This is a genomic window from Streptomyces viridifaciens (assembly GCF_001888885.2).
In the GTDB taxonomy this organism is placed as follows: Bacteria; Actinomycetota; Actinomycetes; order Streptomycetales; family Streptomycetaceae; genus Kitasatospora; species Kitasatospora aureofaciens.
This window is the reverse complement of the sequence record NZ_CP090841.1, coordinates 2,519,419-2,535,949: the sequence shown is the minus strand read 5'-3', so window position 1 is coordinate 2,535,949 and position 16,531 is coordinate 2,519,419. Positions and strand designations below refer to the sequence as shown.

At 73.2% G+C, this 16,531-nt stretch carries 9 protein-coding genes and 1 pseudogene; all 10 read left to right on the top strand.

What is annotated here, in order from left to right:
• The first annotated feature begins 35 nt into the window (after nt 1-35).
• The 10 genes and pseudogenes from BOQ63_RS18355 (at nt 36) to BOQ63_RS18310 (ending at nt 16,358) form a co-directional block, all read left to right on the top strand.
• A complete protein-coding gene (locus BOQ63_RS18355; RefSeq protein WP_046386616.1) occupies nt 36-1,055 on the top strand; it encodes a methionine synthase in 1,020 nt (339 codons plus the stop codon).
• 19 nt (nt 1,056-1,074) lie between these two features.
• Nucleotides 1,075-3,363 carry an NAD-dependent DNA ligase LigA gene (gene ligA, locus BOQ63_RS18350; RefSeq protein ID WP_030286985.1) on the top strand — a complete coding sequence of 763 codons (2,289 nt, stop codon included), beginning with the start codon at nt 1,075-1,077 and terminating at the stop codon, nt 3,361-3,363.
• Between the two features lie 385 nt (nt 3,364-3,748).
• Nucleotides 3,749-5,254: pseudogene (locus BOQ63_RS18345) on the top strand (putative bifunctional diguanylate cyclase/phosphodiesterase); the annotation flags it as partial.
• A gap of 409 nt (nt 5,255-5,663) precedes the next feature.
• A complete protein-coding gene (gatC, locus tag BOQ63_RS18340) occupies nt 5,664-5,960 on the top strand; it encodes an Asp-tRNA(Asn)/Glu-tRNA(Gln) amidotransferase subunit GatC (RefSeq protein ID WP_030057414.1) in 297 nt (98 codons plus the stop codon).
• Between the two features lie 5 nt (nt 5,961-5,965).
• Nucleotides 5,966-7,459, top strand: coding sequence for an Asp-tRNA(Asn)/Glu-tRNA(Gln) amidotransferase subunit GatA (gene gatA, locus BOQ63_RS18335; RefSeq protein WP_030286981.1), 1,494 nt, complete (start codon nt 5,966-5,968; stop codon nt 7,457-7,459).
• Nucleotides 7,456-7,716: a hypothetical protein gene (locus tag BOQ63_RS18330; RefSeq protein ID WP_078656666.1), complete on the top strand. Its 261-nt coding sequence runs from the start codon at nt 7,456-7,458 to the stop codon at nt 7,714-7,716. The genes gatA and BOQ63_RS18330 overlap by 4 nt, the downstream gene beginning before the upstream one ends.
• Nucleotides 7,717-7,802: 86 nt before the next feature.
• Nucleotides 7,803-9,314, top strand: a complete 1,512-nt coding sequence (gatB, locus tag BOQ63_RS18325) for an Asp-tRNA(Asn)/Glu-tRNA(Gln) amidotransferase subunit GatB (RefSeq protein WP_030286977.1) — start codon at nt 7,803-7,805, stop codon at nt 9,312-9,314.
• Between the two features lie 289 nt (nt 9,315-9,603).
• A complete protein-coding gene (locus BOQ63_RS18320) occupies nt 9,604-9,762 on the top strand; it encodes a hypothetical protein (protein WP_157846589.1) in 159 nt (52 codons plus the stop codon).
• A gap of 134 nt (nt 9,763-9,896) precedes the next feature.
• The gene (locus BOQ63_RS18315) at nt 9,897-12,944 is read left to right on the top strand and encodes a helix-turn-helix transcriptional regulator (protein ID WP_223885968.1); all 3,048 of its coding nucleotides are present in this window, start codon (nt 9,897-9,899) and stop codon (nt 12,942-12,944) included.
• Between the two features lie 477 nt (nt 12,945-13,421).
• Nucleotides 13,422-16,358 carry a putative bifunctional diguanylate cyclase/phosphodiesterase gene (locus tag BOQ63_RS18310; RefSeq protein ID WP_030553720.1) on the top strand — a complete coding sequence of 979 codons (2,937 nt, stop codon included), beginning with the start codon at nt 13,422-13,424 and terminating at the stop codon, nt 16,356-16,358.
• The last annotated feature ends 173 nt before the right edge of the window (nt 16,359-16,531 follow it).

Below are 16,531 nucleotides of genomic sequence, written 5' to 3'. Positions count from 1 at the left end.
TCCCGAAACGCCCGACATCACACTGTGGACCATTGATGAAGCCGCCCACCGTCCCCACATCCTTCCCCGACCTGCGCGGCGCCGCCACCGGCGTCGGCTCGCTGCCCGGCACCGACGCCCGGGAGGCCGCCAGGACCGCCACCGGCGCGCTGGAGCACCTGCCGTTCCTGCCCGAGCTGCCCGCACGCGGCCCGGGCGCCGACATGATCGGCCGCAGCGCCGGCCTGCTGGTCGAGCTGTTCGCGCAGACCGAGCCCAGCGGCTGGCGGTTCACCGACCGCCCCGGCCGGGACACCCGCCGCGCCCACTCCTGGCTCGGCGAGGACCTGGACGCCCTGGAGGAGTTCACCCAGGGCCACCAGGGCGCGCTGAAGGTCCAGGCCGTCGGGCCGTGGACGCTGGCGGCGAACATCGAGCTCAAGCACGGCGAGAAGGCGCTCGCCGACCCGGGCGCCTGCCGGGACATCGCCGGCTCGCTCACCGAGGGCCTGCGCCGCCACCTCGCGGAGGTCCGCAAGCGGGTGCCGGGCGCGGAGGTGCTGCTCCAGCTGGACGAGCCCTCGCTGCCCGCCGTCCTCGCGGGTGCGGTGAAGACCGCCAGCGGCTTCCAGCGGCTGCGCGCCGTGGACCGGCAGGTCGCCGAGGAGGTGCTGCGGGAGCTGATCCGAGGGCTGGACGCGCCCGTCGTCGTGCACTCCTGCGCCCCGGACGTCCCGGTGCCGCTGCTGCGCCGGGCCGGGGTGGCCGGGATCTCGCTGGACTTCTCGCTCCTCACCGAGCGCCAGGACGACGACCTGGGCGAGGCGGTGGAGGGCGGCACGGTGATCCTCGCTGGTGTCGTCCCGGCCACTGACCAGGCGGTGTCCGACCCGGCCGGTAGTGTCCAGGGAGTCAGGACCTTGTGGCGCAGGCTCGGGTTCGCTCCGGAGCTGTTGGGCCGCCGCGTGCTGGTGACGCCGACCTGTGGGCTGGCCGGGGCCTCCCCGGCGTACGCGCGCAGGGCGCTGTCGCTCGCGGCGCGGGCGGCGCAGAGCCTGGTGGACAACCCGGAATGAGAACGTAGGAGGGCTTGCGGTGACGGCTGTCGAGGGCTGGGAGGACGTTCCGGCGGAGGTGCGCCGACGGCACGCCGAGCTGGCGCAGGAGATCACCGACCACCGTGCCCGGTACTACGAGCAGGACGCACCGGTCGTCAGCGACGCCGAGTTCGACGCGCTGATGCGCGAGCTGGAGGCGATGGAGGCCGAGCACCCGGCCCTGGTGACGCCGGAGTCGCCGACCCAGCGGGTCGGCGGCGCCCCCACCGCGCTGTTCGCGGCGGTCGAGCACCGCGAGCGCCTGCTCAGTCTCGACAACGCGATGGACGACGAGGAGTTGGGCGCCTGGGCGGACCGGGTCGCCACCGAGCTGCACGGCATCGACTACCACTACCTGTGCGAGCTCAAGGTGGACGGCCTGGCCGTCAACCTCACCTACGAGAACGGCCAGTTGGTGCAGGCGGCGACCCGTGGCGACGGCCGGGTCGGCGAGGACATCACCGCCAACATCCGCACCATCAAGGAGATCCCGCACCGGCTCAGGGGCGACAACGTCCCGGAGCTGGTGGAGATCCGCGGCGAGGTCTACTTCCCGACCGAGGAGTTCCTCGCGCTCAACGCCTCCTTCTCGGAGGAGAACGAGCGCCGCCGGCAGGAGAACGAGGAGCGCGCCAAGGAGGGCAAGCGGCCCCGGGCGATGATCCGGCTGTTCATGAACCCCCGCAACGCGGCCGCCGGTTCGCTGCGCCAGAAGGACCCGCACGTCACCGCCTCCCGGCCGCTGCACATGGTGGTGCACGGCATCGGTGCCCGGGTCGGCTTCGACATCGACAACCAGTCGCACGCCTACCAGCTGCTGCACGACTGGGGCCTGCCCACCGCCCGGCACAACAAGGTCGTCGGCACGCTGGCCGAAGTCCGGGCCTTCATCAAGCACTTCGGCGAGCAACGGCACTCGGTCGAGCACGAGATCGACGGCGTCGTGGTCAAGGTGGACGAGATCGCGCTGCAGGGCCGGCTCGGCGCCACCTCCAAGTCCCCGCGCTGGGCGATCGCCTGGAAGTACCCGCCGGAGGAGGTCACCGGCAAGCTCGCCGAGATCAAGGTCGGCATCGGCCGCACCGGCCGGGCCACCCCGTACGCGGTGCTGGCCGAGCCGGTGAAGGTGGCCGGCTCGATGGTGCAGTACGCGACGCTGCACAACCAGGAGATCGTCAAGGCCAAGGACGTGCTGCTGGGCGACACCGTGGTGCTGCGCAAGGCCGGTGACGTCATCCCGGAGATCCTCGGCCCGGTCTACGACCTGCGGGACGGCACCGAGCAGGCCTTCGTGATGCCCTCGCACTGCCCGGAGTGCGGCACGGAGCTGCGCCCCATGTCCGAGGGGGACATCGACCTGCGCTGCCCCAACGCCCAGCACTGCCCGGCGCAGATCCGGGAGCGGATCGCCTTCCTCGGCGGGCGGTCCTGCCTGGACGTCGAGGGCCTCGGGTACGTCGCGGCCACCGCGCTGACCCAGCCGCTGGAGCCGGCCGAGGCGCCGGTGCGCAACGAGGGCGACGTCTTCGGCCTGACCGAGGAGCAGCTGCTGCCCATCAAGGTGCTGGTGCGCGACCAGAAGACCGGCATGCCCAAGCTGGACGACCGGACCGGCAAGGAGAAGGAGGTGTTCTTCTTCGCGACCACCAAGGGCGAGCCGAAGAAGTCGCTCCGGGCGCTGCTGGACAACCTGGAGGGGGCGAAGGAGCGCCCGCTCTGGCGCTTCCTCAACGGCCTGTCGATCCGGCACGTCGGCCCGGTCGCGGCCCAGGAGCTGGCGCGGGAGTTCCGTGACCTGGACCGGATCTTCTCGGCCACCGAGGAGGAGCTGGCCGCGGTCGAGGGGGTCGGGCCGACCATCGCCCGCTCGATCAAGGAGTGGTTCGAGGAGGAGTGGCACCGGGACATCCTGGAGAAGTGGCGCGCCGCGGGCGTCCGCTTCACCGAGGAGTTCGTGGACGAGGAGGCGGCGGAGCGCCCGCTGGAGGGGCTGACGGTGGTCGTGACGGGCACGCTGTCCGGCCACACCCGGGACGGCGCCAAGGAGGCGCTGACCTCGCGCGGAGCGAAGGTGACCGGTTCGGTTTCGAAAAAGACCGATTTTGTGGTCGCTGGCGACAACCCAGGATCCAAGTACGACAAGGCCGTTCAGCTCGGACTGCCGGTCCTGGATGACGCGGGCTTCGCCGTGCTGCTGTCCGACGGACCGTCGGCCGCCCGTGCCCACCTGGGACTTCCGGAGCCCGAGGAGGCCGCCGGGCCCGCCGGGACCCCCGCCGAGGGCTGATCCGGAGCGGACCCGATCCGCCGGTGGCCGGATCCGTGTTGTTATCGTCCTGATGCAACGTCACCGGGTGCCGTGCAGTGAAAGCGGGCATTGTGTCACTGTGTGACACTCGGGCGCGGTGGTGCGTTTCCGGTTGTCCGAAAGTCTGCCCACCGGGTGGACCCCGGCATACCCTGGAGCGCAACAGAGTGTCAGCAGGGGTGGGGGCACCGGCTGAGCCGGTGCTCCTCGGGGTCGCTCCATGCCCGGCAGCTGTCGGTACCAGCGCGGTGCCTCACCGTAAGGCGGCCTGACGGGGCGGGCCCGACGGAGGACAGGGCTTATGGATCGTACGACCGGCGGCGCGCCCACACGCCCGCCGCAGGGGGTGGCAGGTGCGGTCCTGCTGCTCGGCGTGCTGCTGGCCGGAGCTGCGCCGCTCATCCCGCTGGCCGTCCTGGTCTACCGGTACGAACCCGAACTGCTGCCGCTGTTCGCGGTGCCGCTGGCCGTCCTGGTGGCGGCCTGGCGGATCGCCCGGGACCGCGCCCGCGACCAGCTGACCGACCCGCTGACGGACCTGCCCAACCGTCAGGCCTTACTCCTGGCCGCCCAGGAGGCGATAGTCGAGCGCGAGGAGGGCTACAGCGTAGGTCTCATCCTGCTCGACCTCGATCGATTCCGATCACTCAATGACACACTTGGACATACGGCAGGTGACCGGCTGCTGGTTCACATCGCCCGCCGACTCCATCGGGCGCTGCGCTCCGGCGGCCCGGCCGGCAGCGAAACCCGGGAGTCCATCGACGACGTCTTCGCCGGCCTGCCCCGGCACTACCGTCGCGGCCGCCCGATGGTGGCCCGGATGGGCGGCGACGAGTTCGCCGTCCTGATGCCCGGCATCAACTGCCCCGACAGCCTGGAACGAGTGGCCAAGGCGCTGATCGCCGAGCTCGCCGCACCGATCCGGCTGGACGGCCTGCTGCTGGTGCTGGAGGCCAGCGCCGGCGTCTGCGTCTACCCGCAGGGCGCCCAGGACGCCGAGTCACTGCTGCGCCGCGCCGACGTGGCGATGGGCCACGCCCAGCGCGAGTGCAGCGGGGTGGCCCAGTACGACGAGACCCAGGACGCCGACACCCCCTACCGGATCGGCCTGCTCGGGGACCTGCGCCGGGCCCTGGAGACCGGCGAGGTGCAGCTGCACTACCAGCCGAAGGTGGCCTTCGACGGCCGGGTGGTCGGCCTGGAGGCCCTGCTGCGCTGGGAGCGGCCCGGGCAGGGGAAGGTCTCGCCGGACGAGTTCGTCGGGCTCGCCGAGTCCAGCGGGCTGATGCCCCGGCTCACCGACTACGTGCTGGAGGCGGCGGTGGGCCAGCTGGCCTACTGGCGCGACCAGGGCCTCCAGGTGCAGGTCGCGGTCAACGTCTCCCCGCGCGACGTGCTGAACCCCGGCTTCGCCCAGCGCGTCGCCGGGCACCTGGTCCGCCACCAGGTGCCGGCCCACGCGCTCCAGCTGGAGATCACCGAGCGGCTGCTGCTGGACGACTCCCGGCGCGCCGCCGACACCCTGGCCGAGCTGCGCGGCTACGGCGTCGGGATGTCCCTGGACGACTTCGGCACCGGCCACTCCTCGCTGGTGCGGCTGCGCAGCCTGCCGGTCGGCGAGCTGAAGATCGACCGCTCCTTCGTCTCCCGGATGGTCGCCGACGACCACGACGCGGCGGTGGTCCGCTGCTCGGTGGAGCTGGCACACTCGCTCGGCCTGACCGTGGTCGCCGAGGGCGTCGAGGACGACGAGACCTGGGAGCGGCTGCACTGCATGGGCGTGGACGCCGTCCAGGGCTGGCTGGTGTCGGCCGCGCTGCCCGCCGAACAGGCCACCGCCTGGCTGCGGGTGCACCGCACCGCGGGCGCCCCGACCGTGGAGCGGCTCGCCGTGCCGCCGCAGCTCCCGTCGATCATCAAGCCGGTCGGCCCGCCCTCCGCGATCAAGCCGGCGGTCCAGCCCGCCGCGCGGCCCCCGGTGCTGCCGCCGACCCTCCCACCGGTGCTGCCGCCGGCCGTCCAGGCCGTGCAGCGCAGCCAGGCGCTCCCGGCCGCGCAGCTGGGCATCACGGCGCCCGGCACCCAGGGTTGGGCCCGTACCAGGCCCCAGTGACGCGGCTGCGCGGTTACTCGTTGGCCGGTGGCCGGGCCGGGCCCCATAGGATGGGGTCCAAAGACCACGAGGACGGAGCGCCGAACCCGGCTGCTCCTGCCCGGGCCCGGTACCGCCGAAGGCGTCGCCGGGTCTCACCAGAACTCACCCTGAGGATCGCTGCATGCCTGGCATCACGCGCGAGGAGGTCGCCCACCTCGCCCGGCTGTCGCGTCTTGAGCTGAAGCCCGAAGAGCTGGACCACTTCGCCGAGCAGCTCGACGTGATCATCGGCGCGGTCGCCCGCGTTTCCGAGGTCGCCGGACAGGACGTACCGCCGACCTCCCACCCGCTGCCGCTGACCAACGTCATGCGCGCGGACGAGGTGCGGCCGTCGCTCACCCCGGAGCAGGCGCTGTCCGGCGCCCCCGCCGCCGAGGAGCAGCGTTTCCGTGTCCCGCAGATCCTCGGGGAGGACTGACCGAGATGACCGAGCTGATCCGCTTCACCGCTGCTGAGACCGCCGGCGCCATCGCCAAGGGCGAGGTGTCCGCCGTCGAGGTCGCCCAGGCGCACCTGGACCGCATCGAGGCCGTCGACAAGAAGGTCAACGCCTTCCTGCACGTCGACACCGAGGGCGCGCTGGCCGCCGCCCGGGCCGTCGACGAGAAGCGCGCCAAGGGCGAGGAGCTGGGCCCGCTGGCCGGCGTCCCGCTCGCGCTCAAGGACGTCTTCACCACCAAGGGCATCCCGACCACCTGCGGGTCGAAGATGCTGGAGGGCTGGATCCCGCCCTACGACGCCACCCTGACCACCCGTCTCAAGGACGCCGGTGTGGTCATCCTCGGCAAGACCAACATGGACGAGTTCGCGATGGGCTCCTCCACCGAGAACTCCGCCTACGGCCCGACCGGCAACCCGTGGGACCTCACCCGCATCCCCGGCGGCTCCGGCGGCGGTTCGGCCGCCGCGCTGGCCGCCTTCGAGGCCCCCCTGGCGATCGGCACCGACACCGGCGGCTCGATCCGCCAGCCCGGCGCCGTCACCGGCACCGTCGGCGTCAAGCCGACCTACGGCTCGGTGTCCCGCTACGGCCTGGTCGCCTTCTCCAGCAGCCTGGACCAGGGCGGCCCGTGCGCCCGCACGGTGCTGGACGCGGCGCTGCTGCACGAGGCCATCGCCGGGCACGACCCGCTGGACTCCACCTCGATCGACGCGCCCGTCCCGGCCGTGGTCGAGGCGGCGAAGATGCGCGACGTCCGCGGCATGCGGATCGGCGTCGTCAAGGAGTTCGCCGGCGAGGGCTACCAGACCGGCGTGATGCAGCGCTTCGACGAGTCGGTGGAACTGCTGCGCGAGCTGGGCGCCGAGGTCGTCGAGGTGTCCTGCCCGTCCTTCACCCTGGCGCTGCCGGCGTACTACCTGATCGCCCCGTCGGAGTGCTCCTCCAACCTGGCCCGCTTCGACGCCATGCGGTACGGCCTGCGGGTCGGCGACGACGGCTCGCGCTCGGCCGAGGAGGTCACCGCGCTGACCCGCGAGGCCGGCTTCGGCGACGAGGTCAAGCGCCGCATCATCCTGGGCACCTACGCCCTCTCCTCGGGCTACTACGACGCCTACTACGGCTCGGCCCAGAAGGTGCGCACGCTGATCTCGCGCGACTTCGACTCCGCCTTCGCCGGCGTGGACGTCCTGGTCTCGCCGACCACGCCGACCACCGCCTTCCCGATCGGCGAGCGCGCCGACGACCCGATGGCGATGTACCTGGCCGACCTGTGCACGATTCCGTCGAACCTGGCGGGCAACGCGGCCATGTCGCTGCCGGTCGGCCTGGCTCCGGAGGACAATCTCCCGGTCGGCCTGCAGATCATCGCTCCCGCGATGGCGGACGACCGCCTGTACCGAGTGGGCGGCGCCGTCGAGGCCGCACTCAACGACAAGTGGGGGCACACCCTGCTGGAGGAGGTACCGGCACTGTGAGCAAGATCGAGAAGGCCAAGGCCCAGTCCGCTTCGCTCAAGGGCTTCAAGCACAGCAAGCCCGGTCTCTGGCTGTCCATCGGCACCAGCGCCTTCGGCGCGATCTCCATCGTCAAGGACGCCCGCAAGGCCCGCGAGGAGAACGACACCCTCAAGCTGGTCAACGCCCTGGTCGGCGCCGCCGCGCTGATCACCGGCACCGCCCTGCTGGTGCGGGAGCTCCGTCAGCTGGGCTCCGACGACGTGCTGCTGGGCTGAGCCGAGCCGAGTGCCCCGGCCCGGCCCCGCGCCACGCGGCGGCCGGGCCCGTACCTCCCGAGTCTTCAGAATTGAGAAGGGACGCTGTGAGCGTCATGAACCTGGTCTCCTACGAGGACGCTCTCGCGTCGTACGACCCGGTGATGGGCCTTGAGGTCCACGTCGAGCTCGGTACCAAGACCAAGATGTTCTGCGGTTGCTCGACCGAGCTGGGCGCCGAGCCGAACAGCCAGACCTGCCCGACCTGCCTGGGCCTGCCGGGCTCGCTGCCGGTGGTCAACGCGGTGGGCGTGGAGTCGGCGGTCAAGATCGGCCTGGCGCTGAACTGCGAGATCGCCGAGTGGTGCCGGTTCGCGCGGAAGAACTACTTCTACCCGGACATGCCCAAGAACTTCCAGACCTCGCAGTACGACGAGCCGATCGCCTTCAACGGCTACCTCGACGTGCAGCTGGAGGACGGCTCGACCTTCCGCGTGGAGATCGAGCGCGCCCACATGGAGGAGGACACCGGCAAGTCCAGCCACGTCGGCGGCGCCACCGGCCGCATCCACGGGGCCACCCACTCGCTGCTCGACTACAACCGGGCCGGCATCCCGCTGATCGAGATCGTCACCAAGCCGATCGTCGGCGCGGGCGAGCGCGCCCCCGAGGTCGCCAAGGCGTACGTCGCCGAGCTGCGCGAGCTGATCAAGTCCCTGGGCGTCTCCGAGGCCCGGATGGACAAGGGCCAGATGCGCTGCGACGTCAACCTGTCGCTGCGCCCGCACGGCACCGAGACCTTCGGCACCCGTTCCGAGACCAAGAACGTCAACTCGCTGCGCAGCGTGGAGCGGGCCGCCCGGTTCGAGATCCAGCGCCACGCCACCGTGCTGACCGACGGCGGCACCATCGTCCAGGAGACCCGCCACTTCCACGAGGACGACGGCACCACCACCTCGGGCCGGATCAAGGACAACGCCGAGGACTACCGCTACTTCCCGGAGCCGGACCTGGTGCCGGTGGCCCCCTCCCGCGAGTGGGTCGAGGAGCTGCGCGCCGCGCTGCCGGAGCTGCCGCGGGTGCGTCGCGCCCGGCTGCAGGCCGAGTGGGGCCTGTCCGACAAGGACATGCAGTCCGTGCTCAACGCCGGTGCGGTCGAGCCGATCCAGGAGACCATCGCGGCCGGCGCCCCGGCCGACCAGGCCCGCAAGTGGTGGATGGGCGAGCTGGCCCGCCGCGCCAACGAGACCGGCACCGAGCTGGCCGAGCAGCCGATCACCCCGGCGCAGGTCGCCCGGGTCACCGCGCTGGTCGCCGAGGGCAAGCTGAACGACAAGCTGGCCCGTCAGGTCATCGAGGCCGTGCTGGCCGGCGAGGGCGAGCCGGACGAGGTCGTCGAGAAGCGCGGCCTGGCCGTGGTCTCGGACGACTCCGCCCTGGGTGCGGCCGTCGACCAGGCCATCGCCGAGAACGAGGCCGTCGCCGCCAAGATCCGCGACGGCAAGGTCGCGGCCGTGGGCGCGCTGGTCGGTGCGGTCATGAAGGCCACCCGCGGCCAGGCGGACGCGGCGCGCGTCAAGGATCTGATCCTGGAGCGGCTCGGCGCGGAAGGACAGTAGGCACGCTCTGGAGAAGCCGGGCGTCTCCGCCTGAGTCATCCATGGTCGCCTGAGCCGTTGAGGCCACCTTCCTAAGGCGTCTAAGGCGTCTAAGGCCCTCTAAGTAAGGCCTAAGGCCCTGTCTCACCTATGTATCTAGGTGAGACAGGGCCTTAAGCCTTTTTCGGCGCCCCATCTAAGGCATCCGGCCTTCGGAAGATGGGGCACGCTCCCGATGTGGCACCCCCCACTGGGGGAGGAAGCTCTTACTCGTCAGGGAAACGAAGGTGAAACCCGAAGGGGAACCGAAGTGATCGAGTACCAGCTCATCCAGCAGCAGGCCCACGAGCTCGAACTCCGTGCCGAGCACGAGCGTCTGGTCCGCGAGGCCAGGCGGACCGGCCGCCTCCGCCGCCGTCCGGTGGCCGCCCGCTTCCAGCGGCGCCCCGTGCGTCAGCCGGAGTGCTGACGGTGCGGCACCATGGCGGTGCCGGAGGAGTTCCGGAGGGGGAGGCGCCACGGGAGAGCGCCTCCCCCTCCGGGCGTTCGCCGGGCGAGATAACCCCTCTCACCGGCGGCTCCGGCTATGGCATGCTCGCCTCCATGCAGCAGATATCGGTCAGTCCCGTCTTCGTCGGCCGCGGCAGCGAGATCACCGAACTGACCGACGCGCTGCGCCGCGCGGGCACCGGCAGCCCGCAGGCCGTGCTGATCGGCGGCGAGGCCGGCATCGGCAAGACCCGGCTGCTGGAGGAGTTCCTGCAGCGGGCCTGCGACGGGGGAGCGGTCACCACGCTCGGCAGCTGTCTGGAGGTCGGCGCCGAGGGCCTGCCGTACGCGCCGCTGGCCACCGCGCTGCGCCGGCTGCACCGCTCGCTGGGCGCCGAGTTCGAGGCCGCGGCCGCCGGCAGCGAGGGCCACCTGGCCCGGCTGCTCTCCGAGTTCGGCGAGGCGGACGGCGAACCCAACGACGAGTACGGCCGGGCCCGGCTGTTCGAGCACACCGCGAGGCTGTTCGAACGGTTCGGCGCGGAACGTACCCTCGTGCTCGCCGTCGAGGACCTGCACTGGTCCGACCGCTCCACCCGGGAACTGCTCGCCTTCCTGGTGCGCACCCTGCACCGCTCGCGGGTGTTGCTGGTCGCCACCTACCGCACCGACGACCTGCACCGCCGCCACCCGCTGCGCCCCTTCCTCGCCGAGCTCGAACGGCTGCGCACCGTCCAGCGGCTGGAGCTGGCGCGGTTCGGCCGCCGCGAGGTCGCGGCCCAGCTGGCCGGCATCCTCGGCACCGGCGCCCCCGACCACCAGCTGGTGGACCGCATCCTCCGCCGCTCGGAGGGCAACCCGTTCTTCGTCGAGGAACTGGCCACCGCCTTCGAGGACGGCTGCGGCGCCGGGCTGACCGACTCGCTGCGGGACATCCTGCTGGTCCGGGTCGAGGGGCTGGACGAGGAGGCCCAGCGGGTGGTGCGGATCGCCGCCGAGGGCGGCTCGCACGTCGAACACGCCCTGCTGGCCGCCGTCCTGGACGACGACGAGGAGGCGCTGATCGAGGCGCTGCGGGCGGCCGTCGGCGCCAACATCCTGCGCCCGGACAGCGAGGGCGAGGGCTACCGCTTCCGGCACGCGCTGGTCCGGGAGGCGGTCTCGGACGACCTGCTGCCCGGCGAACGGCACCGGATCAACCGCAAGTTCGCGCTCGCCGTGGAGGCCCAGCCGCAGCTCGTCCCCTGCGACGCGCTGCCCGCCCGGCTGGCCAACTACTGGTACCACGCGCACGATCCGGCGCGCGCCCTGCCGACGGCCCTGGACGCCGCCCGCGCGGCCCGGCGCCGCAACGCCTTCGCCGAGCAACTCGGCATGCTGGAACGCGCCCTGGAGCTGTGGGACCAGGTCTCCGAGGAGGTGCTGACGCACACCCTGCGCCCGTACGACTGGGCCGAGACCTACCCGCCCGGCTCCTGCGACCACAGCCCGGCCGACGCCGACTGCGACCGGATCCAGCTGGTCGACGTGCTGGCCGAGGCGGTGGTCGCGGCCAGGCGCTGCGGCGACCGCGAGCGCGGCCTGAGCCTGGCCAAGCGCGGTCTCCGGCTCGTCGACGAGGCGGAGCACCCGGTGCGCTCGGCGTGGTTCCGGATCAACCGGGCCCGGATGCTGGGCAATCTGCGCCGCTCGGGGGACGACGAGGAGATCGCCCGCGCGTACCGGCTGGTGGACGGCCTGCCGCCGTCCGCCGTGCAGGCCGAGGTGTTCGCCCTGGCGGCCGGGGTGGCCGTGGTCAGATCGCCCCGCCTCGAACACCTGGAACTGGCCCAGCGGGCGATCCGGATCGCCGAACAGGTCGGCGCTCACTCGGTCGAGGTGCACGCCCGGATGACCCTCGGCAGCCTGCGCTACGACCTCCTGGGCGACGCCGAGGGCGGACTGGCCGAGCTGACCGCGGCGGTCGAGCGGGCCCGGCAGCTGGGCGTGCCGGACCTCCTGCTGCGCGGCATCAACAACCTGGCCAGCATGCAGCGCGGACTGGGCCGGGCCGAGGAGGCCGTGCGGCTGGCCCGGGAGGGCCTGGAGTACGCGGACGGCAACGGGCTGCAGCGCAACATCGGCAACATCCTGACCGGCAACCTGGTCGAGGCGCTGGCCGACCTCGGGCAGGTCCGGGAGGCCCAGGAACTGCTCGCCGCCAGCGAGCTGGTCGGCCTGCCCGGCTCCCACGCCGAGTTCCTGGACCGGATGGGCGGCGACCTCGCCGTCCTGCGGGGGGACTTCGCCACCGCGGCGACCCTGCTGGCGCAGGCCCGGGCGGCGAACCGGGTCGGCCAGGCGCAGCACAGCGTGCCGATCAGCCGGCTGGCCGTGCGGCTCGCCGCGTACGGCGGGCGGCCGCTGGAGGCCCGGGCCGAACTGCTCGCCGCGCTCGCCGAGGAGGGGCGGCTCGGCTACGAGGCCGACGTCTACCCGCTGCTGGTGGAGGCCGCCGGGGTGGAGGCGGACAGCCTGGGCCTGCCGGAGGCCGAGGCGGGCCGGGCCGAGGTGCTGGCCGCGATCGCCGCGGCGGGCGCCGACCTGCGACCCCAGTCGCCGCTGCACCACGGCTGGGCCCGGCTGCTGGAGGCCGAACTGGCCCGCGCCAGGGCCGCGGACACGCCGGAGCAGTGGGCGCGGGCGGTCACCGAACTGCGGCCGACCGGCCTGCCGTACCCGCTGGCCCTCGCGCTGCTGCGGGCCGCCGAGGCGGAGGTCCGGGCCGGTCGGCGGGAGTCCGCGGCCGAACTGCTGCGGGAGGCGGCCGAACTGGCGGCCGCGCGGGGCGATCGGCCGCTCGGGGCGCAGATCGCCGCCCTGGCCGAGCGGGCCGGACTCACCCTGACCCCGGCCGCGCGACCGGCCGCCGCGGCCGCCCCGGTGCAGGCCGTCGGCGACTCCTTCGGGCTCACCCCCCGTGAGCGGGACGTGCTCCGGTTGCTCGCGCGGGGGTGGACCAACCGGCAGATCGCCGAGGAGCTGTACATCTCTCCGAAGACCGCGAGCGTGCACGTGTCCAACATCCTCGGCAAGCTCGAGGTCGGCGGCCGGGGCGAGGCGGCCGCGCTGGCCCACCGGTTGCGGCTGTTCCCCGACGACCTGGCCCCCGCGGGCCGGTGAATCCGCAGGCCGCCGACCGTACCCGTACGGTCGGCGGCCAGGGCGGCCGCGAGGGGCGAGCGCCGTTGCGTGCTCCCGTGCGCGCCGCGTGAGCCCCTGCCCGCGCGCCGCCGCCAACCGGGCCGATTGGTCGGAATCGAGTGCAGTTCCCCGCTCTGTCGCCATTACTCTAAGTTGAGTGTGCGTGTCATTGAGTGACGGAATTGGTGTAGGGTCCCGATCGGGAGCATCGGTGCGGTGCGGCGACCGGAAGGCCGCCCGCCCCCTGGGCCGCCGTCCTGACGGGGCGCCAGGCCCCTGCGTACGGCCGAGAGGCGCGCGGCCGGTGGCCCGTGGCCGGGGCGCCAGGCCCCGGGCCGGAGGGGGAGAGGCCGAGTGAGCTCCACCGATACGGTGCTGCCCGGGCCCGGACGACCGGGCGCACCGCCCACCGACACGTCCGCCGCCGAGCCGCCGGCACCCGCCGGGCGCGGCCCGCTGCGTCGGCTCCGGGAGAGCCGCGCGCTGCCCGGCCTCGCACTCGGCGGGCTCTGCGCGGCCTACGCGCTGGGCGCCGCCACCGGCTGGGGATCGCACCAACTGGCCATCTTCATGGGTGATTTCGGGCTGGCCGCGGCTGCCCTCGCGGCCGCGCTGTCCTGCCTGGTGTACGGCTGCACGGTCGGCGGCCACGCCCGCCCGGCCTGGCTACTGTTCGGCCTCTCCTCGTTCGTGGTCTCCCTCGGCAACGGCACCTGGGGCTGGTACGAACTGATCGTGCGCACCCAGCCGCCGCGGGACTCGCTCGCCGACTGCGCCTTCCTGCTGTTCGCCCCGCTCGCCATCACCGGTGTCCTGGTGCTCGCCCAGCACCCCCGCTCGGCGGCCGGCTGGCTGTGCCTGCTGCTCGACGGCTGGCTGATCGCCGGCTCGCTGTTCACCCTCAGCTGGAGCCTGGCGCTCGGCCGGATCGCGGCCGGCGAGGGCTGCTCCCCGCTGCGGCTGGCCCTCAACCTCGCCTACCCGGTGCTGGACATCCTGCTGGTCAGCCTGGTGGTGGGGCTGCGCTTCAGCGGCCGGGACGGCAACCGGGCGGCGGTGCACACCGCGATGCTCGCGCTCGCCGTCACGGTGATCTGCGACGCCCTGTTCACCTCCCCGCAGCTGCACAGCAGCTACCACTCCGGCGACCTGCTGGACGCGGGCTGGTTCACCGGCAGTCTGCTGCTCGCCTGGGCGCCGTGGTCCCAGCGCTGGCGTCGCCCGCTGCGCGAGCACCCCTCGGCCGGCGGGCTGCCGCGCCGCCGGGTGGCCACCACCTTCAGCGCGCTCACCCCGTACGCGGCTGCCGCGGTCTGCACCGCCGGAATCCTCTACAACGCCCTCGGCGGGCGCCAGTTGGACCGCGTGGTGGCCGCGGCTGCATGCACCGTCGGGCTGGCGCTGATCCTCAGGCAAGGCGTCATGCTGCTCGACAATCTCTCACTGGCCCAGGAACTCGCCCACAAGGAGGCGCACTTCCGCTCCCTGGTGCAGGGCTCCAGTGACGTCATCATGATCGCCGGGGCCAACGGCGTGCTCTCGTACGTCTCCCCGGCGGCGCTCGGCGTCTACGGGCGGGACCCGGAGGAACTGGTCGGTGGCAACCTGCTGGACCTGGTCCACCCCGAGGACGTCGGCCGGGTGCTCTCCGAGGTCCGCCGCTACCTGGCGCGGGTCAGGCTGGCCGCCCACCGCACCCCGGGCACCGTGGAGGCCTCGGCCCGGGTGGAGTGCCGGATCAGCTCCGGCATCGGCGAGTGGCTGCACGTCGAGTCGACGGTCAGCCGGCACCGCGACGGCCTGCTGCTCAACAGCCGGGACGTCACCGAACGGGTCATGCTCCAGGCCCAGTTGCAGCACAACGCCTTCCACGACCCGCTCACCGACCTGCCCAACCGCGCGCTGTTCGCCCAGCGGCTGCGCGCCGCCCTCGGCACCCGCGGCCAGCAGGGCGGGACGGGCGCCGGCATCGCCGTGCTCTTCCTCGACCTGGACGGCTTCAAGGCGGTCAACGACACCGCCGGCCACCAGGTCGGCGACGAACTGCTGGTGCAGGCCGCCCGCCGGCTGCAGGGCGCCGTCCGCTGCGGAGACACCGTCGCCCGGTTCGGCGGCGACGAGTTCGCCGCGCTGGTCTGCGGCCCGCTCGGCAGGCTGCAGGTCCAGGAGCTGGCCGAGCGGCTGCGGATCGCGCTCTCCGAGCCGTACTGGATCGGCGGCGTCGAACTCGGCGTCGCCGCCAGCATCGGCATCGCCTTCGGCACCCCCGAACGCGGCCCGGCCGCCGACCCGAGAGCCGCCGCCGACGAGCTGATGCGCAACGCCGACCTCGCGATGTACCGGGCCAAGTCCGAGGGCAAGGGCCGGGTGGTGCTCTACGCCCCCGCGATGCGGGCCGACCTGGAGCGCCGCACCGAGCTGGAGGAACGGCTGCGGGTGGCCGTCCGGGAGGGCGGCTTCACCCTGCTCCACCAGCCCGTGGTGGACCTCGGGAGCGGCGCGGTGACCGGCATCGAGGCCCAGGCCCGCTGGCGCTCGGCGGGCGGCCTGCTGCTCACCCCGGCCGAGTTCCTGCGCTCCGCCGAACACGGCGACGCGGCGACCCGGTTCTCCCGCTGGCTGGTGCAGGAGGCGGTCACGGCCGCCGCCGACCGGCGCGCGCAGTCCGGCCGGGCCCGCGGCGGCGTGCCGGTGCCCGTCCCGGTGGCCGTCCGGCTCTCCGCCGAGCGGCTCTGCTCACCCGGCCTGTACGAGACGGTGGCCGCGGCGCTGCGCGACACCGGGCTGCCGGCCGGCGACCTGGTGATCGAGGTGGCCCGGACGGGTCCGGACCAGCTCGCCGACGAGCTCGGCCGTCGGCTGACCGCGCTGCGCGGACTCGGCGTCTCCACCTGGCTGGCCGGATACGGCGCCGGCAGCGGCTCCCTGGGGGCGCTCGCGCGGCTGCCGCTGGACGGGCTCAAGCTGGACCGCACGCTGGTCCAGGGTCTCGGCGAGTCCGCGCTCAGCCACACCCTGGCCGGGCACGCCCTGCGACTCGGCCGGGACCTCGGGATGGCCACCGCCGCCGAGGGGGTGGACCTCCCGCGGCAGGTCGCCGCGCTGCAGGAGCTGGGCTGCCGGCTGGCCCAGGGCTCGGCCTTCGCGCCGCCGCTGGACGAGACCCGGCTGCGCCGGGCGCTGGCCCGCCGCGGCTACCCGCTGCCCAAGCCGCTCGGCTCGCTGTCCGCCCGCCGCGCCCAGCTGGCCGCAGACCCCCGTACGAGTGGCCGTGCGGACCCCGCGGGAGGGCGTGTCGTACATCACCGCGGGGCCTCCGACCTGCCCGAACGCCCGGCCGCCGCCGGTCCGGCAGCCGGTCCGCATGGCGAGACGGTCATCCCACCTGCTTGACACGCCACCCCGGACGGGAGGAAGGTCGTTGCCATGCGCACCCGAATTCTCGTACTTGGCGGGCGCGTCGGCTGAGTGGGCTCGCACGCCCCGCTCGTGACAGACCGACGCGCCACCCCTCGCATGCCCTTGGGCACGAGGGGTTTTTTGTTGCACTGACGCTGTTCCCACCG